The sequence below is a fragment of the Desulfitibacter alkalitolerans DSM 16504 genome (assembly GCF_000620305.1).
Classification (GTDB): Bacteria; Bacillota; DSM-16504; order Desulfitibacterales; family Desulfitibacteraceae; genus Desulfitibacter; species Desulfitibacter alkalitolerans.
Genome location: NZ_KK211104.1, coordinates 245,390 through 269,335 on the forward strand (window position 1 = coordinate 245,390; position 23,946 = coordinate 269,335).

Here is a 23,946-nt window from a genome sequence, read left to right on the forward strand (position 1 = left end):
CTGTCATCGTTCCATCGACCGGCAACCATCCTCCGGTTCGGCGGCAGCCCTTTGACGTTCCCGTGCCTGCTCCAGCCGCTCCAGCACCGAACGCTTTTCCTCCGGCAAGGTTTCCGGGGCCAGCTCCCGCAAATCGTCATAGGTCTGGCCGTCCGTTAAATCTGCATCGCGGGAGGGGGCGTTTTCCAGGATACCGTCGATTTGATTGTAGTTGCCCTCCAAGCTCATTTCTGCGTTCTTGAGGTTGTTGTCTTTCAGCAAAGGGTATACGCGCCCCTGATTTCTTCTACGCTTACTCATTTTTTAGCTCCCTTCTCAAACTCCAGTTTGAAGTTGACGTATTTGCCAGTGTCCTCCATGATAACCACGGCGTTATAGGTTTTGCCGGTCTTTTCGCTGTAAAGCCCGGACAGGGAAACGAGTCCCTTTTCAAGAAGTGCGGCGGCAATAGCTCTTGTGAGGTCTTTTTTCTTAGAGGCAAAGAAACGGTTATCCCGCCACAGGGCAAAGCCGCAGTCCCGGTTCTCGCAGAGGAAGCCTTTTTTGCCCTCCAACACCTTGCCGCCGCAGCGTGGGCAGATGCCCACCGCTTCACTGCGGCTTCCCACCGGTGCAGGAAACAATCTCATGAAGTCTGGATTCAGCGCGCTGTTGCTTTTCACAAGGCTAACCGTCAGCTCTGCAATCCCTGCCATAAATTCCGCGTCGGAAAGCCCTCCGCGCTCCACCTGCTTCAGCCGGTGCTCCCATTTGGCGGTGAGGGCTGGGGACTTGATGATCTCGGGCAGCACGGCAATCAGGCTGACGCCTTTTTTTGCGGGCAGCAGTTGTTTATTTTTCCGTTCCGCCAGGCCGGTCTTGACCAGCTTTTCAATAATACTGGCGCGAGTGGCGGGAGTGCCCAGGCCCTTGCGCTCGGCATCCTCCGGCATATCTTCTGATCCGGCTGTTTCCATTGCTTTGAGCAGCGTATCCTCAGAGTAGGACTTGGGCGGTGAGGTAAAGCCCTCTTTTACAGCAGTACGAACATTCTCAAACACCTGCCCCTTGGAAAGCTCAGGCAGCGCCTTGTCCTCGCCGTCCTTATCAGGTTTGTTTTTCAGCGTAGCCCGGTAAGCCGATTCAATGGCCTTCCATCCGTCTTGCAGGACGGTTTTGCCCTTTGCCGTAAAGGAATGGCCCTCACAGTCCACCGTTACAACAGTTTCGGCATAGAGATGAGGTTCACCTACGGCGCAGACCAGCCGGACGGCCAGAAGGAACAGGATGTTCCGTTCACCAGCAGGGAGAGCGGCAAGATCGCTGTCCTTGATCTGCCCGGTGGGAAGAATGGCATGATGGTCGGTGACTTTGCTGTTGTCCACCACACGCCGGGCGTCAACGTTAGGAACGATACCCTTCATAAAAGGCAGTACAGCCGCCGCAGTTTCCACAAGGGCGGGAAGTCCCGCCGCCATATCCTCGGTTAGATATCTGCTGTCGGTACGGGGATAGGTGGCCAGCTTCTTTTCATAGAGCGATTGCATATAGTCCAGCGTCTGCTGGGCGGTGAATCCGAACAGGCGGTTTGCCTCCCGCTGGAGTGTGGTGAGGTCGTAGAGCCTGGGCGGCACAACGGTTTTTTCCTGCCGCTCCACGGATTTTACAACGGCGGTTTTGACGTTGCAGGCGCTATGGATGCTTTCAGCGGCCTTCCTGTCCTTGTACTTTTCGCCCAAAACAATAAATGTACCGCAATTTAATTCCGGTGTATAAAAGGGCTCCCTGACAAAGGCGGCAATTTCCTGTTCCCTCTGTACGAGCAGAGCCAGGGTTGGCGTCATGACGCGTCCCACATTGAGTGTCTGGCGGTACAGCACCGAAAACAGCCTTGTGGCATTGATGCCCACCAGCCAGTCGGCCTGTAAGCGGCACAGGGCAGCCCGGTAGAGCCGGTCGTAATCCGTGCCGGGACGAAGGTTGCGAAAGCCCCCGGTAATGGCGCTTTCCTCCATGGAGGATATCCAGAGCCTTTGTATGGGCTTTTTGCAGCCGCAGTATTCGTATACCAGCCGGAAGATCAGTTCACCCTCCCGTCCGGCGTCGCAGGCATTGACAATGCAGTCCACATCTGGACGCTTCATCAGTTCCCGCAGGACTTTCAGTTGCTTTGCCTTTTCACGGGACACGGCATATTTCCAGTGTTCCGGCAGGATGGGCAAGTCCTCATAGCGCCATTTGCCATACTTTTCATCGTAAGTCTCTGCCTGTGCAAGCTCCACTAGATGGCCCGCGCACCAGGACACAAGATAGCCGCCGCCCTCCAGATAACCGTCCCCGCGCTCCGTTGCGCCAAGGACGGAAGCGATGGCCTGACCTACGCTGCTTTTTTCCGCGATAATCAGTTTCAAAATGTAATCCCTCCGTTTCTTTCTGTGCATGAGAAAAGCGCCGGTAATCTGCCTGTTTTGCAAATTACCGGCGCTTTCGCCTATGGTATACGCTATTCGGTCTGGGTATCGGGGAGTGTTGTGATGTCACAGGCGTTGGCGCCATTCCTCTGACACTCCGATATGCGTTTTGGGGAAATATAATGGGTGGCGTACATTTTCTCGATGTTTTCGTCACCGGATTTGGAAAAACGCAGTTTGGCCAACAGCTTTTTCCCCTTGCGTCCCCACTGCTTGTAAAAAGTCCACGACGCTTTCAGGTTGTTTTTTCGGGCATAGGCGCGGATTTCCTTCATAATGAAAGTCAGCTTATGAAGGTTCACGCGGCATACCCGTTCCAGATAATCCACACGTCCGAAACGCCAGCTTTCATAATCTCCAGCGGATAATACGCCTAAATCCATCAGCACCTGAACGGGCGAAGCCACGCCGTCCTTTTGAAGCTGACTATACATGGAATCATGTATCTTGCCGACAATATCTCCATTGTTCATTTTCATCACCTGCTTGTTAAAATATTGTAGCATACTCAGGATAATAGTTCCAGCCCGCAGCTTCGCGTATCGCCGTAGGGTTATTCTTCTTTTGGTGCGGTCGGATCGTCCCCTGAAAATTCTCCTAAATCATCATCAGAAAGCAGAAAATCGTCCCCTGGCTCTGTCTCGCCGGACAAGGGCGTATCTTCCTCCTCATATTCGGGTTCATCTTCGTCCGTATCCACAGCCTGGTGTTTCGGCTTATATATTTTGAAGTAATATCCTGCGCCGCCTGCGGCTATAACTGCCAGCAGTACAAAGATCAGCGTACTGTCGCCGCCCTTTTCCGGCTGAGATTTGGGTTCGGTTTTGGACGTTGTTTCCGGTTTGGGGGTGGTCTGAGGCGTAGGCACGGCACTCACACCACTATTGCTGTTCCCTTTTTTGGCAAGGGAGCGCAAATCATCCTCTGTGACAGCATTTAAAAAGTAGACATTTTCACTTTGCCTCTGGCGGTCTATGATGAGATAAAAGACATTCTTGTCTTGTGTAGTGATGGTGAAAAACTCCTTGCCATCGCCATCCGTGGCATTATCGACCGTCGTACCGGTGCCCTCCGGCGTAAAGGGATGAGTCTGTGCCGGAACAGCGGATTCCGTGGTTTTCGGGGTAGATGCCGCCGATGTATTCGTGGCAGCTGACGAAGCCTTGTAATACGGGTTCTCTACCTGCACGGTTCCCGACCGGTTTCCCGCAAGGTCCACCGCATAGACCGAAACATACTGTCCGGTTCCGGAATAGGTCCAAAGAGGGGTATCCAGCACTCCCTTTGCGGGGTAGCTGACCTTGTGGCCGTCAATGTAGACTGCCTCTACACCGGAATCCTCATCTTTTGCTTCGATATGGAGGGTTTCACCGGAAAGTCTGGCGGTGAGTGTCGGGGCCTTAGTATCGGCAGAGCCGGAGGCATATGCTGTCATGTGCAGTAAAAATGCGCTCATAAAAAGCATGAGCGCTAAAACGGTAAGCATTTTATTCTTCATGGTTGTCCTCCTTGTTGGGAACGGATTTTGCACTCATGGCGCTGACAAACCGCGCGAACTCATCCTCCGTCATTTTTTCCTTTCTGAATATGGCAACGATTTCGGCGTTTTCCAACTCGGTTTTCTGCCGCTCCAGTTCCCGTAAACGGGCCTGGAATTCCGCGATTTTTGTTTTCGTTTTCTCGATTTCTCCCATCACTTTTTGTATTCTGGGGTTCATAGTCTAAAATTCCTCCTTTTATCGGTTATTGACGGTCATTTGCGCTGTCCGGAGTTTCGGCAAAGAACAGCGGATTGAGATACCGTCCGTTTTTCAGTACCTCCAGGTGCAGGTGCGGCCCTGTGGAGCGCCCGGTGTTGCCGGACTTGGCAATTACGTCGCCTTTTTTTACCTGTTGTCCGACGCTTGCAAGCAGCCGGTCACAGTGGGCATACTTTGAAACCAGCCCGTCCTTGCCTTCGATGGCGATATAGTAGCCGTAGCCGCCTGCGTCAAAGGCCGCCTGGATTACCTTCCCGTCATGCCCTGCCAAAATGTCCGTGCCTACGGGAACGCCGATGTCGATGCCCTTGTGATAATCCTTTGCGCCTGTGACAGGATGGATTCGCCAGCCGTAATAACAGGTAACATGGGGTATCCAGTCAAAGTCAAAGGGACTTGCAATATACTGCCGGTTGCCCTTTGTCTGCATATTCAGGCCGTACATTTCCCGCTCGTCGGCGTTCATATTCGGCTGAAGCACATCGGTGAAGGATTTGGAGGTAAGGTTGATATTAAGGATATGCCATTCATAGGGCACTTCCACTGTATAGCTCTCTCCGGTTTCCGGGTCGGTTCGGGTTTCGGTGCGGTAGCGGATTTCTGTTTGCGCCACAAATTCAAGCCGGTACTGTTCGTTGAAAATCCGCTGAAGCTCAGTTTTTATGGTGGCAAAAGTGAAGTCCTGGTATTTCGCGGAGAGGTAGGCCATCAGTTCAAATAGATTGTGGCTGATATCGTCTACATTGTACCGGTACTCGTCATAGCCGGGGTGTTCCGCCTGCGCGTTCTGAATCCGCATTAGCAGGTTGGTTTCCCATTCCGTATAAGTCAGCTCCGCATCGTCGATATCCTCATCCTCGGCGGTGTAGCTGGACATCAGGACGGACGAAAACCCTCCCATTGCCATGTTGGTACAGGAGGTAAGGAGCGTTGAAAAAGAAAATACCATCAGGAGCAGCAGCGCGATCCCGCCGATCACCATCGGATGACTGCGTACAAAGCCCGACGCAAGTTTAATAATTTTACCGCCCGCTGCACCGGCTTGTTTCATCAACTGTGCCGCTTGTTTGGATTCTCGCGCCGCTTTTGCGTACCGGCGCTTGATTTTTTGTTTCTGTATAAACCGGGACAGCAGATTGGTTCTAAGCCGGGGATTTTCATGCAGCAGCTTCTGATAGGCTAGTTTGGCATTGTGTTTTGCCGAAAGCCGCTCCAGCTTCGCCACACGGCGATAGGGCGCGGTCTTATGCAGGCGGTAGGCTGTGCGCAGTCCGCCTTCGGCAAGCAGTTCCCCCTTGTGGGCGGCCTCTGTGCCCGTATTTTCCTGTTCGGACTGAAACAGCTTGCTGTGGGCATAACTCATGGATAAATTCGCGCCGGCCCTTACAGGGCGGAGCGGAAGCACGCCTTTGAAATTGGACTGTCGGGCTTTGACCTCAGCTTCAAAGCGGATTTTGTGACCGTGCTTCTTCTGCTTTTCATCAAAAACACGTTCTGCCCTGATTTTTTTCCTTTCTGGGAGCCTGTACCGCGCCTGTTCCATTTTTTTGTCGATTTTTTCAGCTTTTCGCAGTGCCTTAGCGAGCTTTTTCCCGGAAGCGGACTGTTCCTCTGGGGAAAATTGGAGCTTGCCCGGTTTTGGAGCTCTACTGGAGGATTTAGCGGATGGGGTTGTCTGATGCGAAGTCGGAACGTCCTGTGGGGACGGCATGGGCGGCGGAGTCTCCTTCACGCCGATGCCGCCTGTTTGGGACACAGGCTGTCCGTCTGGTGGACGGGCCGCATCCTGGCTAAACCTTTGGTAATATGCCGTTCCTTGTTGCAGTGCGGGCTTATCGGTCGCAGCGGTCTGTTCCTTTTCAAAATGCAGCCGGCCATGAAGGGAAGCATCAGCCGGATTTTCAGAAAATGTATCTGTCTGGTAAATATTCTGCGACTGCTGCTTCCCGTTCGCTTTAGCCTGAGTTTTTGGATGCAACCCACTTTTCCCTGTCCGGTCGGGCATCCGCTCACCCGGTATTCCTTGAACTGCATATAGGGAAGTGTTGGACTGACCGACTGTACCTGCCGGATGCTCTGCACCGGGTGTCGGTTCCATACGTCTGATTTGCTCTACATTTTTGTGCTGTGAGGAATGACGGAGGCGCGCAATGTCCGGTCTGCCGGACTCATGGGCAAGTGCTTCCTGCTGCGGTGCTTTGCCCTTTTGCAAATTAAAATCCTGCCCTCGCCGGCTGATGCGGTTTTTTTCGCCAGTGGCGGCGTTGACCTCCACCAGCCCGTCGCGGGTCATTTTGTGGGTAATCTTATCCTTTGCCTGAAATCTGTCTTTGCGTGACACTTTGCTTTCTCACCTCCGTTGCAAGGCACCGGGCGGCAGGTACGCCCTGATGCAGATTTACAGGCTGACCTCCGCCTTTTTCCGCTGGGGGGCAGGAGTGTTCTGCGCCGTTTGTGCCGCCTGCTCCTTGAGCGCTTGCAGATTTTTCAGGATGGACGGCTTCTTCTCATTCTTTCCCGTCTCTTTTTGGTTTTCACGATGCATGACAGAGCGTTGTTCCAGCTTTCCGAGACTGTCAAGGGCCGAAGCTGCCTGTCGTTTGATAGCAGTTGAGCAGGCTTGATCCAGCCGGTAGGGAGCCTGTATGAGCTTTGCCAGCTTGCCCATGGGCTTTGCTTCCTGGATCGCCTCTTTTCCCTGAACCGCACGGCCCATATTTTTCACATGCCTGCCGATCTCATGGTACTCGGCGCTGACAGCCGCAATCTTTTTCATGGACTGTTCATCATAACGGATATTACGGTCCATGCTTTCCTGCACCTTCTCCAGCCCTTGCCGGATGTGAAAGAGGGACGCAAGGCCGTCCAGCGCCGCTATGCCTTTTTCCTTAAAAGCAGCCACGGCATTTTTACAGCCCTCAATGATGCCGGCTTTTACTGCTTCCAGCCGTTCCCTTGTTTCGGTAATTTTGTTTTCCAGCGCCTGGATTGCCTTTTGCAGGGAAGTCCTGACCGGATGATTTTTTTCTTCCCGCATGTCGGCAAGCTCCCGGCGCATGGCTGAAAGCTCGCCCACTGCCGCGTCAAGCTGACGTTCCATTGCGCCCACATAACCGATGACGTCCAGAAAATCCTTAGCGCTTACGCTGTTTTCTTTCAGGATGGCTAAAAGCTCCTTTACATGCTCATTTTCCAAAAGCGGCGCGCTTTGGGTTGTAGTATCGTTCATAGATTAAAACACCTCCTGTTGCTTATATTTGAAGGATCAGACTCATGCGCCCTTCACTTCATCCGGCTTTGTGGTCATGATGCGGTACAGCTCCGTATCCTTGGGGAAGCGGTCAATGAAGGGTATGATGGTATTGCCGTAGAACAGCAGGCCTTCACCGGCTCCTGAATGGGTCACATAGGACAGCTGGTGGTTGGAGATGCCCAGCTGCTTTGCGAGTATCTGCCGGTCGCCGCCTGCCTGGTTCAGCATATAGATGAAGTCGGAGTTTTCCAGAATGTTTTCGATTTCACGGGAAGCCAGTAAATCCTTGACGTTCTGCGTGAGCGCCGAGGGGATGCCCCCCCATTTTCTGAACCGCTTCCAGATTTCCAGCGAATAGGCGGCGGTCTGTTCTTCCTTCAAAAGCAGGTGGAATTCGTCCTGGTAGAACCAGGTGGTGCGGTGAGTGGCACGGTTGGCGGTCACACGGCCCCACACCTGATCCTGCAAAATCAGCATTCCCAGCTTTTTCAGCTGCTTGCCCAGCTCCTTGATGTCATAGCACACCAACCGGTTTGTGATGTCCACGTTGGTACGGTGGTTGAACACATTTAAAGAGCCTGTAACATAGATTTCCAGCGCAGTGGCGATGTGCTGGGCTTCCGGTTCGGTCTGCTTGCGGAGCAGGTTGTACAAATCCTGCAAGATGGGCATTTTCTCCGGGGATGGGGCTGCAAGGTATTCCCGGTAGACCAGGCGGACACACCGGTCAATGATGGTTTTTTCCACCGGCTGCAGGCCCTCCTTGCCGCCCACAATCAGTTCGCACAGGCTGAGGATAAAGTCACTTTTCAGGGTCAAAGGGTCTTCATCATCACTGTAATCCGGGTTGATATCCATGGGGTTGATGTACTGTGCCGATACCGGCGACAACTTGACCACCTGGCCCCCCAGCCGGTTGACAAGAGGGAAATATTCGGCTTCCGGGTCAGATATGATGATGTCGTCATTGGTTAAGAGGAACACATTGACAATTTCCCGTTTGGCGGCAAAGGACTTGCCGGAGCCGGGAGTGCCTAAAAACAAGCCGTTGGGGTTTTTCAGGCGTTTGCGGCTGGCCATAATGAGGTTATTGGAGAGGGCGTTCAGACCGTAGTACAGGGCTTCTCCCTGCTGGAACAGCTCCTGGGTGGTAAAGGGTACAAAAATCGCCACCGACGAGGTGGTGAGTCCACGTTTGATCTCGATCTGGTTCAGTCCTACTGGGAGACTGCTCATCAGTCCCTGCTCCTGCTGGTAGTCAAGGCGTTTCAGGGCACAGTTGTATTTCTGTGCGACGCCTGCCGCCTGAAAGATGTCGTTTTCCAACTGCTGTCTCTTTTTTGCCGTGTTGAGTACAAGGACAGTAACAAGGAACATACGTTCATTGCGGTTCTGCAAATCCTCTAAAAGTGTTTTGGCTTCATTGCCGTAGGTGGCAAGGTCAGTAGGAATGATGTCCATATCATAGCCGCTTCTTACGGCTTTTTTCTGTTCCTCAATTTTCATTTTATCGAGGTCGGACAGCTTGCGCTTGACGGTCTTGATGGCTTCCGCCTGGTCAATGCTGCGGATGTGCAGATTTACGGTGACAGCCGTATCCAAATCCAGAAAATCCACCAGCATTCGGTCGGTAAGCTCCGGGGCCAGGATGGATAAAAAGCTGACCGCGCCGTAGTGTTCCCCCATGCGGAAGGTCTTGCCGTCCCGGAAATCAAAGCTGGTGGGGGCGATATAGTCCCTGGTGGAAAGTCCGGTTTTGGGGATATCCTCCCACGAAAACCGCAGCTTTTCCTGACCGTCGGGGTGGAACTGGCCGTGAAGCACCTCCAGCCGCTCAAGGCCGCTCAAGGTACGGGCTTTGACGCCCATGGTTTTGAAATTGGCGAGAATATCCGCTTCCACCCGTTCCATGCGGGGCTTGGCGGCTTTGAGGGAATCCGCTTCGATTCCGAAGGTGATGAATTTAGTTTTGACCAGCCCGTTATTGCCCTTGGCAAGCTGGTTTTTTAGCATATCGGCATACTCGCGGCGGATGGAGTTGTACTCGTCCTCCTGCTCGGGAATGTCGATGGACTGCTGAAATTCTTTCAGGTTACCGTACTGGTTGATAAAGGAAAGTTGGACGCTGACCGAGGAATCAAAATAGCTGAGGAAATTGCAGTAGTTCTCGAATATCTGCGTCTTATCCTCGTTTTGGGCCAGCTGGTAAGTGATGTCCTGAAAGACAATGGTCTTGGTATACAGCCGGTCGGTGACGCGGCAGACGCCGTCCCGGTACATTTCCCTGTAAGGTATGGACTGCTGGGCGGTTTGCGGTGCGTCGGCGCGGCCAAACAGCTTCATCCTTACAGAAGCAGCAAAGCCGCCCGTGTTACCGGACGGCTTTGGCGCTGTCTTTTTTCCCTGCAAGGCTTTTCTGTTTTTGGTTTGACGGACGTTTCCCGGCAGGCGCTTTTTTTGCCTTGTCGGCTGTTTTTTCTTGGTTGGCAAAGGCTTTTCCCTCCTTTTCGATGATTTCATACAGGTTTTCTGTTACATATGGACGCCTGCCCGGCCAGAGCCGGGTGCGGAGAAGGTTGCGCAGTATTTTTTCGGCGGGCTGTCCATCCTTTTCGTACATGGCGAGAAAGAACAACGGCAGCATCAGCCCGATCATCAGAAGCATCGCGCCCTCACTGCCCAGCGTCCCGCGCGTCAGAAGATAGGCAGGAACGCCGATAGCCCCAGCCGCGCCGAAACAGATGAGCTGGCGCTTGGTAAGGTTTAGCGCAACCTTGGTTTTGACCTTGGAAAGGTCTTTGGGTACAGGTACAAATGGCATGGATTCACCTACTTTTCTTCACATTGATATGAGGTGGTAAAAAGCTAACGCTCAAAGCCGGATTTCTTTGTCGGAGAGGATATATCACTTTTCGTTTTCTTCGCCGCTCTGCGCAGTTGGGAACGTATGGACAGCTTTTCAGCAACTTCATGCGGTACTTCATCGGCAGTGTTAAGATGCTTGGACTGGTTGTCATGTTTATCTGCCTGCCTGTTTCTCCGCTGCTTGTAGGTAAAGGCTGGCGCAATGCCTTCAAGCTCCTTGCGCCGCTTTACTCTGTATCGTTCCGTGTCCTCTTTATACAGGTAATACCAATCCTCATCAAAGCTGTACACTCCCACCATGCCTGTGGCGTTTCCGGCCTTGTAAATCAGTTCATACTTAAAAAGAGAATTCGGGTGACAGTCAACTCTGATCAGGTCAAGCTTTAATTCTTCCGTAATGACCACCTCCGGTACAGACAGTAAAAAACACCGGCGGTTTTCCGGTGTTTGGGTATTTCCTGCAAGATTTTATCCGGTCCTGTATTCCTCTGTTTCTTCCACATGGAGAAATCCCTGGACGGCGGCTTCAATGATTCCTGAAGCTGCAAGGGATACATGCGTATTTCCTTTGATTAGAAATCCGTCACGCGTTATATAGTTTTTTGGCAGCTGCTTACTGGAAGACCGGGGATAATAAACTTGATCAGTGTCCTGGGATGTATTCTTTTCTTCGCTCATGAGCATCATCTCCATAAATATATTGGGGATATAGGCTTTATTGCACTCATTGGCCCCCTCCTTAGTGCGCGCCGAAAATGGTCTTCGACAGGCTCCCGGTCTTAAACAGGGAAAAGCATAAGAGCACCGTGTAACCCACAACACCCCAAATCGCTGTGTGGATGTTGCTGGAAAAGACCGTGCTGTTTAATAAAACTGCGTAAATGGCAATACAGACCATGATGAGAAAGCCCTGGAATGCCACGGCAAACAGGGATTTTAAATAGTTCTGTCCCATGCTGCCCCATTCCCGGTTGACCATAGTAGCAAAGGGAATGGCCGCCACTGAGGTGGTAAGATAGATTTCCAGCATACGTCCGTAGATGATCAGGAAGATGCAGATGGACAGGGCTTTCATGCACAGGCTGAGAATAGCGGATTCCATATACAGCCCCATCAGCGTATACCATTCCATGGCCTCCAATTGGGTCTGCAGGCTGTCCATGGCAAGGTTGATGTTCAGGCTGCCGGATATGATTCCGGCACTGCCGTTCACTGCCCGCTGGGCCAGATCGAATACACCCATGACAATATCAAAGGTATGGGTGAGGATGTAGGTGGCTGCAAAGGTCTTGAAAATCCATTTGAAGAAAATCCAGGTGTCAAAGTCGTGCATGTTGTTTTTCTCAATGATGAGCTGGATCAGCTCATAGCACAGCACAAAGGTCAATATCATCCCGGCGACGGGGAGGATTACGGTGTCCGAAAGAGACTTAATCATGGAGAAAATGCCGGAGTTCCAGCCCTCCGGCGTTTGCCCCACCTGGCTTGCGATTTCACCGACCCGGGTGTTCACTTCGTTGAACATACCCTGATAGTTGCCGGTGATACCGCCGATTAAAGCCTCCTTCATCCATTCGGTAATTTTGTCAAAAAGGAAGCTCATAGGCAGGCTCCTTAACTAAACAGGCCAGACAGCAGGGGAATGAGCTTCAGTCCGATGAGCACCACGCCGCCGCCCGCCATGAGCTGCTTCATGCCCTGGGATTTCGCACCCGGATTATCGTTGCCGTACCCCTCCAAAAGATTGATGACGCCCCACACGGCAAGGCCTGCGCCAAGCGCGATAACGAGGACTTTCAAGACATTGATGGCTTCTGTGAAAAATTCCATAGATTGTATGCCTCCTTTATTTTGGTTTGAATTTATTGAAAAAGATAACAATATGAAACGGAGCCAAAAGCTCCGGCTGGACAAAGGGGTAGCCTGGGAGGAATACCTTGACAGGCTGTGAAACGAAAAAGCCCTCCCTGCGCATGAAAATCACAGAACAGAGAGGGCTACAGTACGGCTTCTGCATCCTTATCCGGCTCAAACTCGTAAACCTCGTATTCCTCGTCGGGTTTAACTTTTAGCCTGGTGGACAGAAAGCGTTCGATGGAAAAGGTGTTTTTGGGATTGGCGTCAGACAGGTATTTATAGTTCCTGTGCTGAGTGATGTCGTATTTGTCCGAGAAAAAGGGCCGGACACCGCGCAATTGCAGGATACATTTGGAACCGTCCATCACCGCCAGCTCATCCATGGCCATAAGCTCCCGGCCCAGCTTCTGGTAGTTCTGGCCGTAGGAGGGCGAGTTCCCTTTGGTAATGCTGCTGTTGAGCATGTCGATAGTCTCTTTCCCAAGACTTTCGGTGAGGTCTTTCAGAGTGGTTTTTTCCGAGCCGCCGAGGAAAATCCGGGTATCCATGTTGCCGATAATGGTTTCGGCATTGTCCTTATAGATGGCTTTTAGCTGGCTCTGCGCCTGTAAAATGACGCAGGCGGAAATCTCCCGGCTTCGGATGGTGGCAATGAGCTTTTCAAACTTTGGAATTTGGCCGATGTTGGCAAACTCATCCAGGAGGCAGCGTACATGCACCGGCAAGCGCCCGCCGTATTCGTTATCCGCCTTGTCGCACAGGAGATTGAACATCTGGCTGTACAGGAGGGCGGCGATAAAGGAAAAGCTGTCGTCGGTGTCGGAAATAATGACGAACAGTGCGGTCTTGCGGTCGCCCAGGGTGTCCAGTTCCATTTCATCATAGGCAATCAGCTCCCGCATTTCCTTGATGTCGAAGGGAGCAAGGCGTGCACCGCAGGAAATGAGAATGGATTTTGCCGTCTTTCCCGCCGCCAATTTATACTTTTTATATTGCCTTACGGCGAAATGCTGGGGCTCCCGTTCCTCCAGCGCGTCAAATATGAAATCCACGGCATTTTTAAACGATTCGTCATCCTCCCTGACCTCCATGGCGTTGATCATCTCCACAAGCGTATTGAGGTTGCGTTCCTCGTCGGGTGCCTCATAGTGGATGTAGCCGATTAAGGCACAATACAGCAAGGTTTCGGCTTTCACCCAGAAATCATCCCCAGCTTTACCTTCGCCCTTGGTGTTGGCAATGAGGGCTGTGACCAGCTTCAAAATGTCCTTTTCGGAACGGATGTAGGCAAAGGGGTTGTAGTGCATGGACTTTTTAAAGTCGATGGTATTGAGGATTTTGATGCGGTAGCCGCTTTTTTGCAGGAGCTTCCCACACTCCAGAATGAGGGTGCCCTTGGGGTCGGTAATGACGTAGGAACTGTGGAGCTGCATGAGATTCGGCTTCAACCAGAATCTCGTCTTGCCAGAGCCGGAACCGCCCACAATCAGCACGTTTTTATTCCGGGCGTACTTGGGCTTTTTCGGTCGGTTGTTCATGGTCAGCCCCTCGGTGGCTGTTAAAATGATGTTCTGCTCCGGCTTTTCATCCATGTAGGGCTTGATGTCGGTGGGCGTTCCCCAGCGGGCGGAGCCGTATTCCCTGTCCCTGCGCCACTTTTTGGCATTTTTCTTTTTAAAATATACCGTGGCAGAGACAGCAGCGGTGCCAATGACGCCTGCCAGCAGGTCATGGGGATGGAGAGAGGGCAGCGGTCTTGCCATTACGGAGTCCAGTATGCTGATGCTGCCGACCAGTTGATCTAAAACATTTGTGTCGGGAGCCAGCCGCCAGGCTTCACCCAGCTTATCCGCGAACCAGAATACCGGCACATAGGGAAGATTGGGAAGGACATATTTTCGCAAATTGTCGGTATTCATCGCTCCGGCCCTCCCCGGTCTTTGTTTTTCACACGGTCAATCACCGTGTTCTTGACAAGCTCTTTGAACCTGTTCAGCTGTGCCAGCACGGAGGGTTTGGCAGCATTTCGTTTCAGCGTTTTGGCACTGAACTCCGAAAAAGCGGCGGTCATGGCGTCAGCATCGCGGGCTTTGAAGAATACCAGCCATTTGGGGGGCGTTGAGACAGTGTCCCTTTTCAGCGCATAGTCAATGCCGTATTTGCGGGCGTAGGGCTCAAAGCTTTTGATATTCTGATCGGTAATCTCGATATTGGATAGCCCCGCATTCTGCTTGGCAAGCTGTTTTAGCGTTTGTTTGCCCTGTGGGGGTGCGTCCCTGGCCTGCTTCATTCTGCGCAGCGCGGCATTCATGGCCCTGGCCAACAGCCTGCCAGTCAGCTTTGTGCCTTTTACTGTCAGCGCCACGGTTTTCTCATTGACTTGTTCCTGCATCTCTCAAACTCCTTTCCTTTAAAATTTCTGCATTACAGGCCGGCAGCATTAAAATCCTCCATCAGGGGAATAATGCCGTTTTCTTTCAGTGTTTTGTACAAAAACAGGCGTCCTGCCTGTGTCCAGTAGGTGTGCATGACGCTTCTTTCTTCGTTGACATGATAGGTTCTTGAACAGGTGTATCCCTTTCCGACAAGGCCCTGATACAAAAGCCAGGTGCCGCCCAGCTTGAACTGGATGCCCAGCTCATGCAGAAGCTGGTTGAAGGATACCGCCGTCATGCCGTAATCCTTGGCAATGACGCTGACCTGCACGGCATTTTTGCTTTGCAGGATGAGGTCGTAATACCGCGCCTTGGGCGCAAGGGCTTCGATATGCTCTCTTAAAACAGTGTTTTGCTCCCGTTCCGCAAGCAGCCTGTCTAAAAGCTCGGAGGTAAACTCGGAGCTCTGGAACATTTTTCCAAGGATTTCCTCGGTGATGTAGGCCCCGTGCCTGCGGATGGAGGGAAGCACTTCGCTTGTCACCCAGCGTTTGAACTTTTTTGCCTGGGGAAGCTTGCTGGAGAGGATAAGGCTGTACAGACCGGATTCGTTGATGATGGTCATGTTGCGGTTTTGTCTGCCGTCGTGAATCGCGACGTCAGCTTTATCTTCCTCATCAACATGCTTCTTTAATGCGTCGCGGGTATTTTGGTAATTCAAAATGTCCGCTACATCCTTGCCCACGAACCACGGCTGACCGTCGATTTCCAGAACTCGGACTTTTCCAAATTCTTCGTTTTCAAACACTTGCAGCTTGTTTTCCATTTTTCTGCGCTCCTTTCCTTATTAAATAGAAAGCGCCGCCCTGTTCGGACGGCTTCTTTGCTCCTGTTCCTTTTGCTCCCGTATTGCTACCAGCAGCGTATCGTTGTAATCCTTGCCTGCAGGCGGAGGGGAAACGGTGATGCAAAGCGTCCGGTCACGGAGCATTTCATCTTCATAGACCGCCGCCTTGATTTTTTCAATGGCTTCCAGACCGGCTTTGTCATTATCCAGCCCCAACACGATATGGTTTACCTGCGGATGCTGCTGTAAGAATTGCAGCAGCGCCAGAGGCGACACACCGCCTAATGAAAGGTAGTGGCGGCCTTCCCAGCCGGCATCCTTTCTCTTTTGCAGTGTCGCCATAGAGAGGGTGTCAATGGGAGCCTCGGCCACCATTACAATTTCTCCGGGTGGAGCGCAGGCCGGAAGCAGAAAGCCAAACCGCTTGTCGCTGCCCTCCATATCCTGCCGTAAGCCGCTGGTTGTCCCGCGCACACAGGCGAAGCGCACCTTGCCGTGTTTATCTTTCTGTCCGACAAACACACAGTTGTGATATTTGCGCCCCTCATACAGTGTACCGGCTTCCACGCACCGTTTAAGAATATCCCGGTCAATACCCCGGCCTAACAGGTAAGCAATGGCGCGGTCATTGTTGACGTTTTTTGCAGGCAGGGCAAATGGCTTGGCTTTTTTCGGCGGCAGTGGCTTCGCCGTGCTGGCTGGAATAGGAGGCGGCGGCCCGGCACGGACGTCATAAGCTAGGGTCTGCACCGCTTCCGTAAATTCCATGCCCCGCACCTTGACGAGGTAATTCAGCGCCGTTGTGCCCCCAAAGCCACGGCTGTGCCAGTGCCATTTGCCGTTGGAGACGGTCAGGCTGTCATGGTCGCGCAGGCGGTATTCATGGCCGGTTTTTTTTAGGTTATGGGGCTCATTGGCAAGCAGGTAATCCAGAAGATCCACCTGCTTAGCCCGCGCAATCTGTTCCTCCGTCACCCACGGCATGGCGGCGTCTCCATTCTGGCAATACGGTTCATTTCGGTTTTCAGGCAGGTGCCGTCGCTGAACCGGCAGAGAAAACCGTGGTTTGGATAGGGGCAGCCTTCACAGAGCGTTTCCTGTTCCGTGCAGTATATACGGTCATCGTTATATCCTAACGGCTCCCGCTTCGGGGTATAGAGCGGGCTGCCGTTCTTTCTGTTCATTGGAAAATTCCTCCTAGAAAAAACTCGTGGTCACGGGGCAGAAAGCCCCGAAACTACGGTATTATATCGTCGACTACATGTAGTCAACGTACTTTTTTATTCATATAGCAACCCTCGAAGATGTTCCAGTTCTATGCGAAGCTTCCGATTTTCTTCTTCCAGTTTTGCTATGCGCTTATCTTTTGTTTCAATAATCACGTCCTTTGAACGCGATGTTTTGTCATATTTAGCACGTTTGTTCATTTCGTTATTCACATCACATGCCCGTTGTTCTTCAATTCTTTTTCGTATATCCACATCTTCATATAAAAAGCTTTTTGAAATACCACTATACCTATAGACACTATTAAAATTCACTTTCTTCCCAGATACAACCAACTGGTTGATTGCAACCAGTGCCTTTGCTTTTGCTTCTTGTGTTCTTTTTCTATCGCTTTCGAGTAATCCTTTCATTTTATCAGCCATCACACTCCTCCCGATGAATGCCATTTTTATGGATCAGCCCTTCCTTCTGGATTCGTGAGAGCATCTTTTCAAGGATTTCAAGATAATTCCGGTTCTTTTCTTCCCATTCGCTTCTCCCAAGTGTTTTGCTGATTTTTAGATGCTCTTTCACTTTTTCAATCTCTTTCTCATACTCTGCAATATTGTCACGGCTAGTACAGAAGTTAGCACAGTCAAGGCATTGGTTTATCTGTTGGCGGCATGGCAGTTTTGCTGGTTTAAAGCACAATCCGAATGGGACTCTCACAGCATCCAGATTCTTGCGGATAAATTCATATCGGATTTCTTCTTTTAGCTTTTCCTTATGCCCATTAGGCGGCGTACTTTCAAGATGCAGAAGGTTTAGTTTCTCTGTCTCTTTCCATTTCCTATACAGCATGTTTTCAGTGACCTTCGAATAGTGCAACGTCATTTGAAGGCTGCAATGTCCTAGAATCTGCTGAATGATTCCTATGGGCATTCCCTGCTCTGTATATTCTAATGCCCTCGTATGTCTTAGGGCATGAGCCTTGAAATGGTATGGCTTTTCATCCCCGTCAAGGATTCCTTTCTTGTCTATCAATTGCTGTACGGCTGCTGAGAATGCTGGTTTGCTTAATGGAAGCCCTTTACAGCGCCCTTCATAGGTATTGAACAGGTATTTATCTGGATTATTGTCATCTGTGCTGCGCTTCACTGCATCATCCACAATCTTTTTTACCATATCTGCTACTTCTTTACGGATTGGAATCTTTAAAAGTGGTATCCCTGTCTTTGTGATCTCTGCACACAGATAAGGAATGTATTCTTTGTCATGGCTATTCCACAGATGCTCTAGACAACTGTCATATCTGAGGTTCAGAACATCTGTCCCACGCCATCCTGTCTCCCGGAGCAGGACATATACTGGCATCATTTCTACAGGTTCTATCTCGCCAATGCAGACATCTAGTTGCCATCTGATTGGTTCTGGCACATATTTTACTTTTCCCATGGTATCTGCTGACCGCTCACGCTTTGGTATATCATCTTCAAATATCAGTCGGTTTACATCCTTCTTCGGTGCTTGTGGGTACTCAGCAAGCTGTATATAGTCAATAAACTGCCGGATAAACGAGACTGCCTTGCTGCGAAATGTAGCGTTTTTACCTTCATAGTCACCGGCAACCCAGCCTAAGTATTTTTCAATGTCCTGCCTTGCAAGTCTCTCAAGGAAGCCATCTGTATATCTATGGGCATAAAAAGTCCTAAAAAAGTATCGGATATACATCATCATTTCTGTGCAATAGGACCAGCTTCGTTTGATGACAAGGCGGCTCATAAAGCGCTTTGTCATTTCACGGTAATAGGTTGGTATATTCTCGAAGCTTATGCTGACCTTCTCGCGTTTTCCTGCCGCTGATACTTTTGTGCCTGGAATACGGGCGGCACGCCAGACATCCTTTTCTAGCTCATCACGGTCACCATAGTAATCCGTGATGAACTTGGCAGCTCCATGCTTTAATTGCAGATATCTGTAGCTTTCTGTGTCATTCAGTCCTGCATTTTCTAATTCCCTGTCATAAGTGTTCAGCCCATTAAAGCTTGTTACATTCCTTATTGATGACAGCAGTTTTCCTATGTTTGCTATCGCCTGCCGGTAGTTCTTATAGACACTGATAGCTTCGATAATCCCATCCTTCATAGAGTAGAGTAGGAAGTATTTCATTTCTACTTTTAATCGCTCATTTTTGTATGAACTGAAGTCACAAAGAAGCCAGTGACCTGACTTTATCACGGGTATTAAAGCCTCCTTGAAACTTTCGGCATCCATGTACCATCTATCATTATCTTTCCAGTAATCTCCTTCTGATGACAGATATTGAATCATCCGATAGTATCTTTCATCAAATAACTCATATTGGGTACGAGTTGCTGTTTTCATTACTGACCAGCCTCCCTTCCCATGGAGGGGATTTTGAGGCTCTCTGTTACTTTCCTAAACGCTTCTGCCACTTCCTCTTCTGAAGGATGGACATAGGTATCTAATGTTGTGTAAATGTTTTTATGTCCTGCACGGTGCTTGAGCATTTCCGGTTCCCATCCCGCCGAATAAAGCAGGCTAAGCGATGTGTGGCGAAACATATGAGGCGTCACTCTGATGCTGGTCTTTTTGCGCAGACTTCGAAAGAGATTATCCACATCTGTGTAATCCATTGCGCTTCCTTTCATGGCTCCCTTAAGTTTGAGGAATACATGATTGGTATGGATTTCAGCGGTATGGTGCTCACAGATATACTCTGTGAATAAATCCATCAATTCCTGTGTACAATCTAGCCTTCGTGGGCTTGATACTGTCTTGATCTCTGCCTGGTTCTCCAGTTCTCCCCTATCATGCAGAGTAATGGTCAGTCCTGCCATATCGAAATCTTCAAGCCATAGGGAAAGGGCTTCACCAATCCGCATTCCTGTCTCAAACAGTAGATACAGCAGGAGGTAGTCTCTTAAGTTTGTGCAGGAATTGAGAAGTACTGTGGCATTTTCCTTGCTAATGGTTCGGAGCTGCATCCTTGGTACCGGCAGCTTTAGGATATGGCTTTTTATCCTCCTGTTCTCCGCTATTCCATGTAGGAAACTCCTGTAATTTCTGCCTGGATCCCTAACAAACTTCGCTAGTTTTTCTGATAGCTGGTTTTCCATGCCTTCATGTCGGAGAAGATAGTCGTAAAACATAACAATCGTGTCTACCATTGCATTGATTGTCTGTGGCTGATGCTCTGGCTCAAATCGAATAGGGACTACTTTCTTTAGGATATCGGGGTTTTTAAGCCATGCCAGAAATCCCGCAAGGTCATCAATATTTACCTGCTCATAATCCTTTCCGGCTTCTCCAAGATAAGTGAAAAAGTGTTTCAAGTGGATGCAGTGCATCCTGAGCGTGTTTCTTGCATATCCAGTATTGTCTTTGAACTTCAGATATTTCAGCACTGGCGACACCGGTGCTCCTGTGTCATAAGCCAGATAGTATCTGATCCTTCCATCCACTGTCTTTAGTTTTACTATTTTCATTGTTCATGCTCCTTTCTTTAGTTGCATGAACAACAATAGCATTTTTTCTTAACGTCGGCTACGTTAACTACCTTGACTATACATCACGAGTTTTGAGTGTAGTCCACGTTAAATATACCTACGTTGACTACGTTAACTACTATGATTTATGACCACGAGTTATCCTTCGTGTTGTTTTTCTATGGAGACAAAGCAAAAAACGGGGCGCTCGCCATCATTGACGAACGCCCCGGTTTTTACTTTGTCTCTGATTCAATTTAACTTACCGCCTGTTTTTTATGCCAGTTTTCCAACAGTCCCATAATGACCTTTTCCATCTGTTTTGGCGTATAGTCCTGGGGAAAATATTGTTTAAGGCGGCTTCCGGCCAGTGTGAGCTTAACAGGTTCCTTTTTTTCCTCCGCCAAAATGGAATCGATCATTTCGGGGGTCAGTTCCCCCGACTGGCTGTGCTTTTTGAGCCTTTGCGCCTGCGGCAGGGACGGCGTGGCTTCATACTTCGCCATTGCATCCATCAGGCTTGACTGCTCCTTCCGGCTGAGATAGGACAGCTCTACGGCTGGATTAAATGCAATTTTCTTCGCATCCACCAGGTCAATCAGTCCGGGTACAAGCTCCGTCAGCCGGATCATCCGGTAAATTTGACTTTTACTTTCCCCGGCCTGCTTGGAGACAACCGTTACGGACAATGTACCGATGTCGATACCGTCCACCACGATACCACGATGCTTTAATGCCTCCAGCTTCATACGGTAGGCCCATGCCTTTTCGCTGGGTAGCAGGCTTTCCCTTTGTTCCAGATTGGTATCCACCATGATAATAACCGCTTCATCATCGTCCATTTCGCGCACAATAACGGGCATGGTGGTTCTTCCGGCCAATTCACTGGCAAGTTTACGCCGATTGCCCGCTACAAGCTCATAATTGCCATCAGTACGGGGACGGACAAGACCGGGGACAAGGACGCCGTATTTCTTGACACTTTCAGCAGTTTTCTTCATAGCCTCATCATTTCGCACCTGAAACGGGTGAAATTCAGGGGGACATAGTTTGTCAAGCGGCATTTCTATCACTTTCTCAGCATTTACTTCTGTTACGGTATCGCTTATACGGAAAATATCATCATAGCTGGCAAGTGCCAGAGCACCTTTTGTTTTAGCCAACGGAAAGCACCTCCCTTGTCAGGGTCTCATATGCCACCGCTACCTTTCCGCGCGGGTCATAGGTGTATATGCTTTTTCCAGTTTTGCTGATTTCGGAAGCACGAACCGACCGGGGAATATGGCTGAACATATGAAGCCTGCTTCCGTAAGCCTCATTCAGGGATTCCATGATTTCTTTTGCATCATTCGTCCGTTCATCCACCATTGTAGGCAGAATGCCGCCGATTTCAAGGCGGGGGTTGATCTGCCTGTGTACTCTTGCGATGGTTTTCAGCAGCAGCTCCAGCCCCTTTGCGGGCAGGTATTCGGCCTGCACAGGAATCAGCACGGAATCCGCCGCTGCCAGTGCGTTGACGGTCAACATCCCCAGAGATGGAGATGTGTCCAGAAGAATAAAGTCATATAGGTGCTTTACAGTTTCAAGATATTGGCGTAAAATGGTTTCACGGCTCATGGCGTTTACCAGGGAGATTTCCACACCAGAAAGCTCTATGCTGGCGGGCATAAGGTCAACGCCTTCCGCGTGATGGATAATCCCCGCTTTCAAAGGCAGGGGATTATCCTCTATAATTCCGCTCATAACTGTTGCCAGCGTGATGGGAATTCCGTCCGGCTTTGGATAGCCGAGACTGATGGTGAGCGACGCCTGCGGGTCTACATCAAGTACCAGGACCTTTTTGCCCTTCCGGGCAAGCCCGATTCCGAGACTGACGGTTGTGACTGACTTTCCGACTCCGCCTTTTTGATTGGATATGCTTATAATGGTTGCCATATAGTATACCTTCCTTTCCCAAATATTTTCGGTGCTAACATAACAAACGGTTTTTCCGCGTGGTTTTTTCGTTAGCTTTTCATGTGGAAAAAGAATGAAAAAGAATAACGACGAACCCCGAAAACCCTTTATACATGCGGTTTTACCGTTTCGTCGTTATTATACTATATGGGCACAGTTTTGCAACCCATTTATTAGATGATGGGGTTAGTGTTTTTCATATTCAAAGATTGTTAGGACACGCGTCCATTCGAACCACTTGTATCTACCTCCACCTTCAAAGACACGACCTAGCAAAAATCATTAGTCCTTTGGATTCTTTAGAGGATCCAGAAAATGATTGAAGTTGCTGATGTCTTCCGCAAACATGGCACCAGCTACCGACAAGCTCATAAGCTACCATACCCTGTTCATAAAGCAATGGGTGCCATTGAAAGTTGCCGAACAGCACAGTTAGGTGGTCATGTAGATGAATGTAATACCTGTGGTCATTTAAAAATATCATATAATTCTTGCCGTAACAGGCATTGTCCTAAATGCCAGGGACTTGCCAAGGAAAAATGGCTCGACCAAAGAAAAAAGGATTTGCTGCCAGTTCAGTATTTCCATGTGGTATTTACAATTCCTGATGAATTAAATCCTATTGCTTTAAGGAACAAGAGAGAAGTCTATAGTATCCTTTTGAAGGCTGCTTCAGAAACACTATTAGAGCTTGGTAAAGATCCAAAGCATCTAGGCGCTCAGGTAGGATTTACAGCAATACTCCATACCTGGGGCCAAAATCTTCTAGACCATCCACACCTTCATTGTGTTGTCCCTGGGGGAGGATTATCTTTAGATGGTGACCGTTGGATACCTGCTAAAGAAGACTTTTTTATACCGGTAAAAGTAATGTCTAGGTTATTTCGTGGTAAGTTTCTAGACTATATTAAAAAGGCTTATGTTGACGGTGATTTAAATATGGTTGGGACAATTCAGCCTTTAAATAACCCCCAAAGCTTCAACGACCTTCTAAGTAAGCTTTACAAAAAAGAATGGGTGGTATACTGTAAACCTCCCTTTGGCAGTCCTGAGCACGTAATTGAATATTTAGGGAGATACACACACAGAATTGCAATTTCAAATAATCGTATTGCTAATATGGACAATGACAAAGTTACATTTAACTGGCGTGATTACAGTGATGATAACAAAAACAAGCTCATGACTCTAGAGGCTTTTGAATTCATCCGTAGGTTTTTATTACACGTTTTACCAGATAGCTTTGTTAAGATCCGCCACTTCGGTATCCTAAGCAACTGCAACCGTAAAACAAAACTAAAAAAGTGCCAGCAGCTTCTTAGCGTCGAGCCATGTGCTGAGGAAAAATCTAATAAAAGTTGGGAGGAACTATATTTTGAGCTAACTGGAACAGACCTACGCATTTGCCCCTGTTGTGAAAAAGGCAAAATGATTAGAAAAGAGCCATTACATCCTAGACAGCCGCCTCATCCTAAACGGTTAACTGCTTAATTTTTAAAAACGGCACTAGTCCAAAGGGGTAAGTGTAACCCTGAGCAGGTATATTATTGAAAATTAACCGATATTAAGCATGTTTACCTAATTACTGTTTATGGCCTGTTTAAGAAAATCTTAAATTGACTATAGATAAACATATCTTTTTGACCAAAAAACAGTATTTGAAGCCGGGCCAAATAACATTTTTCAGGGTTAAAAAAGCAATCCAATCCCCATAGGTTTTCTTAGGCGGCTTAGTCCAACTAATTGTATCTAAAGTTTAGGTTTCTGATTTCAAATTACTTGTTTGTAAATCAGCTATCAGTTTTTGATTTCTAGATGGCTGATTTTTATACAACAAACTTCAGATACAATCCTATTCGTTATAAGAA

General features: G+C 49.5%; 25 protein-coding genes. 2 read left to right on the top strand and 23 right to left on the bottom strand.

All coding sequences use genetic code 11. The features are described 5' to 3' along the window. Positions 1-3: 3 nt before the first annotated feature. The 23 genes from K364_RS0119330 to K364_RS24910 form a co-directional block, all read right to left on the bottom strand. Positions 4-261 (bottom strand): DUF4316 domain-containing protein, encoded by a 258-nt coding sequence (locus K364_RS0119330; RefSeq protein ID WP_242841752.1) that lies wholly within the window; start codon positions 259-261, stop codon positions 4-6. A 35-nt stretch (positions 262-296) separates the two neighbouring features. Further along, a complete protein-coding gene (locus tag K364_RS0119335; protein ID WP_028309380.1) occupies positions 297-2,390 on the bottom strand; it encodes a DNA topoisomerase 3 in 2,094 nt (697 codons plus the stop codon). A 92-nt stretch (positions 2,391-2,482) separates the two neighbouring features. Then, positions 2,483-2,923: a hypothetical protein gene (locus K364_RS24885; protein WP_051534240.1), complete on the bottom strand. Its 441-nt coding sequence runs from the start codon at positions 2,921-2,923 to the stop codon at positions 2,483-2,485. An 80-nt stretch (positions 2,924-3,003) separates the two neighbouring features. Next, complete coding sequence (locus K364_RS24890) at positions 3,004-3,948, bottom strand: DUF4366 domain-containing protein (RefSeq protein WP_051534241.1); 945 nt, start codon at positions 3,946-3,948, stop codon at positions 3,004-3,006. Further along, positions 3,938-4,168 (bottom strand): DUF4315 family protein, encoded by a 231-nt coding sequence (locus K364_RS0119350; protein WP_028309381.1) that lies wholly within the window; start codon positions 4,166-4,168, stop codon positions 3,938-3,940. Before K364_RS0119350 ends, K364_RS24890 begins: the two co-directional genes overlap by 11 nt. A gap of 25 nt (positions 4,169-4,193) precedes the next feature. Beyond that, positions 4,194-6,551, bottom strand: a complete 2,358-nt coding sequence (locus K364_RS24895) for a M23 family metallopeptidase (RefSeq protein ID WP_051534242.1) — start codon at positions 6,549-6,551, stop codon at positions 4,194-4,196. 57 nt (positions 6,552-6,608) lie between these two features. Then, entirely contained in the window at positions 6,609-7,439 is an 831-nt protein-coding gene (locus tag K364_RS0119360; protein ID WP_028309382.1) for a DUF6674 family protein, read from the bottom strand. Positions 7,440-7,481: 42 nt separating this feature from the next. Further along, positions 7,482-9,953 (bottom strand): VirB4-like conjugal transfer ATPase, CD1110 family, encoded by a 2,472-nt coding sequence (locus K364_RS0119365; RefSeq protein WP_028309383.1) that lies wholly within the window; start codon positions 9,951-9,953, stop codon positions 7,482-7,484. Further along, on the bottom strand, positions 9,835-10,284 hold the full coding sequence (locus tag K364_RS24900; RefSeq protein ID WP_035270261.1) for a PrgI family protein: 450 nt from the start codon (positions 10,282-10,284) through the stop codon (positions 9,835-9,837). The genes K364_RS0119365 and K364_RS24900 overlap by 119 nt, the downstream gene beginning before the upstream one ends. Positions 10,285-10,328: 44 nt before the next feature. Continuing rightward, positions 10,329-10,733: a hypothetical protein gene (locus tag K364_RS27415; protein WP_242841753.1), complete on the bottom strand. Its 405-nt coding sequence runs from the start codon at positions 10,731-10,733 to the stop codon at positions 10,329-10,331. 63 nt (positions 10,734-10,796) lie between these two features. Next, positions 10,797-11,006 (bottom strand): hypothetical protein, encoded by a 210-nt coding sequence (locus K364_RS0119380; RefSeq protein WP_028309384.1) that lies wholly within the window; start codon positions 11,004-11,006, stop codon positions 10,797-10,799. Between the two features lie 61 nt (positions 11,007-11,067). After that, positions 11,068-11,931: a VirB6/TrbL-like conjugal transfer protein, CD1112 family gene (locus K364_RS0119385; protein ID WP_028309385.1), complete on the bottom strand. Its 864-nt coding sequence runs from the start codon at positions 11,929-11,931 to the stop codon at positions 11,068-11,070. An 11-nt stretch (positions 11,932-11,942) separates the two neighbouring features. Next, the gene (locus tag K364_RS0119390) at positions 11,943-12,158 is read right to left on the bottom strand and encodes a Maff2 family mobile element protein (RefSeq protein WP_028309386.1); all 216 of its coding nucleotides are present in this window, start codon (positions 12,156-12,158) and stop codon (positions 11,943-11,945) included. 167 nt (positions 12,159-12,325) lie between these two features. Further along, on the bottom strand, positions 12,326-14,104 hold the full coding sequence (locus K364_RS0119400) for a VirD4-like conjugal transfer protein, CD1115 family (RefSeq protein WP_028309387.1): 1,779 nt from the start codon (positions 14,102-14,104) through the stop codon (positions 12,326-12,328). After that, entirely contained in the window at positions 14,101-14,577 is a 477-nt protein-coding gene (locus K364_RS0119405) for a PcfB family protein (protein ID WP_028309388.1), read from the bottom strand. Before K364_RS0119405 ends, K364_RS0119400 begins: the two co-directional genes overlap by 4 nt. 32 nt (positions 14,578-14,609) lie before the next feature. Further along, positions 14,610-15,386 (bottom strand): BRO family protein, encoded by a 777-nt coding sequence (locus K364_RS0119410; RefSeq protein WP_028309389.1) that lies wholly within the window; start codon positions 15,384-15,386, stop codon positions 14,610-14,612. Between the two features lie 21 nt (positions 15,387-15,407). Continuing rightward, positions 15,408-16,391, bottom strand: a complete 984-nt coding sequence (locus K364_RS0119415) for a DUF3991 and toprim domain-containing protein (RefSeq protein ID WP_028309390.1) — start codon at positions 16,389-16,391, stop codon at positions 15,408-15,410. Further along, positions 16,379-16,591: a hypothetical protein gene (locus K364_RS26450; RefSeq protein ID WP_084296108.1), complete on the bottom strand. Its 213-nt coding sequence runs from the start codon at positions 16,589-16,591 to the stop codon at positions 16,379-16,381. Before K364_RS26450 ends, K364_RS0119415 begins: the two co-directional genes overlap by 13 nt. Before the next feature lie 96 nt (positions 16,592-16,687). Next, positions 16,688-17,056, bottom strand: a complete 369-nt coding sequence (locus K364_RS0119420) for a DUF6262 family protein (RefSeq protein ID WP_028306982.1) — start codon at positions 17,054-17,056, stop codon at positions 16,688-16,690. Further along, positions 17,049-18,998, bottom strand: a complete 1,950-nt coding sequence (locus K364_RS0119425) for a tyrosine-type recombinase/integrase (protein WP_028306983.1) — start codon at positions 18,996-18,998, stop codon at positions 17,049-17,051. The genes K364_RS0119420 and K364_RS0119425 overlap by 8 nt, the downstream gene beginning before the upstream one ends. Further along, the gene (locus K364_RS0119430; protein WP_028306984.1) at positions 18,998-20,122 is read right to left on the bottom strand and encodes a tyrosine-type recombinase/integrase; all 1,125 of its coding nucleotides are present in this window, start codon (positions 20,120-20,122) and stop codon (positions 18,998-19,000) included. Before K364_RS0119430 ends, K364_RS0119425 begins: the two co-directional genes overlap by 1 nt. A gap of 257 nt (positions 20,123-20,379) precedes the next feature. Continuing rightward, on the bottom strand, positions 20,380-21,285 hold the full coding sequence (locus K364_RS0119435; protein ID WP_028309391.1) for a ParB/RepB/Spo0J family partition protein: 906 nt from the start codon (positions 21,283-21,285) through the stop codon (positions 20,380-20,382). Further along, positions 21,278-22,057 carry a ParA family protein gene (locus K364_RS24910; RefSeq protein WP_051534243.1) on the bottom strand — a complete coding sequence of 260 codons (780 nt, stop codon included), beginning with the start codon at positions 22,055-22,057 and terminating at the stop codon, positions 21,278-21,280. Before K364_RS24910 ends, K364_RS0119435 begins: the two co-directional genes overlap by 8 nt. Before the next feature lie 134 nt (positions 22,058-22,191). On the opposite strand from K364_RS24910, the gene K364_RS28015 reads away from it, so the two are divergent. Together K364_RS28015 and K364_RS0119445 are read left to right on the top strand one after the other, a co-directional pair. Continuing rightward, on the top strand, positions 22,192-22,401 hold the full coding sequence (locus K364_RS28015; RefSeq protein WP_084296110.1) for a tyrosine-type recombinase/integrase: 210 nt from the start codon (positions 22,192-22,194) through the stop codon (positions 22,399-22,401). Beyond that, positions 22,394-23,569, top strand: a complete 1,176-nt coding sequence (locus K364_RS0119445) for an IS91 family transposase (protein ID WP_028309392.1) — start codon at positions 22,394-22,396, stop codon at positions 23,567-23,569. Before K364_RS28015 ends, K364_RS0119445 begins: the two co-directional genes overlap by 8 nt. The last annotated feature ends 377 nt before the right edge of the window (positions 23,570-23,946 follow it).

Excerpts from the sequence above, each read along its gene's own strand:
- K364_RS24885 (WP_051534240.1), bottom strand. The coding sequence starts at position 2,923 with ATGAACAATGGAGATATTGTCGGCAAGATACATGATTCCATGTATAGT.
- K364_RS24890 (WP_051534241.1), bottom strand. The coding sequence starts at position 3,948 with ATGAAGAATAAAATGCTTACCGTTTTAGCGCTCATGCTTTTTATGAGC.
- K364_RS0119350 (WP_028309381.1), bottom strand. The coding sequence starts at position 4,168 with ATGAACCCCAGAATACAAAAAGTGATGGGAGAAATCGAGAAAACGAAA.
- K364_RS0119360 (WP_028309382.1), bottom strand. The coding sequence starts at position 7,439 with ATGAACGATACTACAACCCAAAGCGCGCCGCTTTTGGAAAATGAGCAT.
- K364_RS24900 (WP_035270261.1), bottom strand. The coding sequence starts at position 10,284 with ATGCCATTTGTACCTGTACCCAAAGACCTTTCCAAGGTCAAAACCAAG.
- K364_RS0119380 (WP_028309384.1), bottom strand. The coding sequence starts at position 11,006 with ATGAGCGAAGAAAAGAATACATCCCAGGACACTGATCAAGTTTATTAT.
- K364_RS0119385 (WP_028309385.1), bottom strand. The coding sequence starts at position 11,931 with ATGAGCTTCCTTTTTGACAAAATTACCGAATGGATGAAGGAGGCTTTA.
- K364_RS0119390 (WP_028309386.1), bottom strand. The coding sequence starts at position 12,158 with ATGGAATTTTTCACAGAAGCCATCAATGTCTTGAAAGTCCTCGTTATC.
- K364_RS0119400 (WP_028309387.1), bottom strand. The coding sequence starts at position 14,104 with ATGAATACCGACAATTTGCGAAAATATGTCCTTCCCAATCTTCCCTAT.
- K364_RS0119405 (WP_028309388.1), bottom strand. The coding sequence starts at position 14,577 with ATGCAGGAACAAGTCAATGAGAAAACCGTGGCGCTGACAGTAAAAGGC.
- K364_RS0119410 (WP_028309389.1), bottom strand. The coding sequence starts at position 15,386 with ATGGAAAACAAGCTGCAAGTGTTTGAAAACGAAGAATTTGGAAAAGTC.
- K364_RS0119415 (WP_028309390.1), bottom strand. The coding sequence starts at position 16,391 with ATGCCGTGGGTGACGGAGGAACAGATTGCGCGGGCTAAGCAGGTGGAT.
- K364_RS26450 (WP_084296108.1), bottom strand. The coding sequence starts at position 16,591 with ATGAACAGAAAGAACGGCAGCCCGCTCTATACCCCGAAGCGGGAGCCG.
- K364_RS0119420 (WP_028306982.1), bottom strand. The coding sequence starts at position 17,056 with ATGGCTGATAAAATGAAAGGATTACTCGAAAGCGATAGAAAAAGAACA.
- K364_RS0119425 (WP_028306983.1), bottom strand. The coding sequence starts at position 18,998 with ATGAAAACAGCAACTCGTACCCAATATGAGTTATTTGATGAAAGATAC.
- K364_RS0119430 (WP_028306984.1), bottom strand. The coding sequence starts at position 20,122 with ATGAAAATAGTAAAACTAAAGACAGTGGATGGAAGGATCAGATACTAT.
- K364_RS24910 (WP_051534243.1), bottom strand. The coding sequence starts at position 22,057 with ATGGCAACCATTATAAGCATATCCAATCAAAAAGGCGGAGTCGGAAAG.
- K364_RS28015 (WP_084296110.1), top strand. The coding sequence starts at position 22,192 with ATGCGGTTTTACCGTTTCGTCGTTATTATACTATATGGGCACAGTTTT.
- K364_RS0119445 (WP_028309392.1), top strand. The coding sequence starts at position 22,394 with ATGATTGAAGTTGCTGATGTCTTCCGCAAACATGGCACCAGCTACCGA.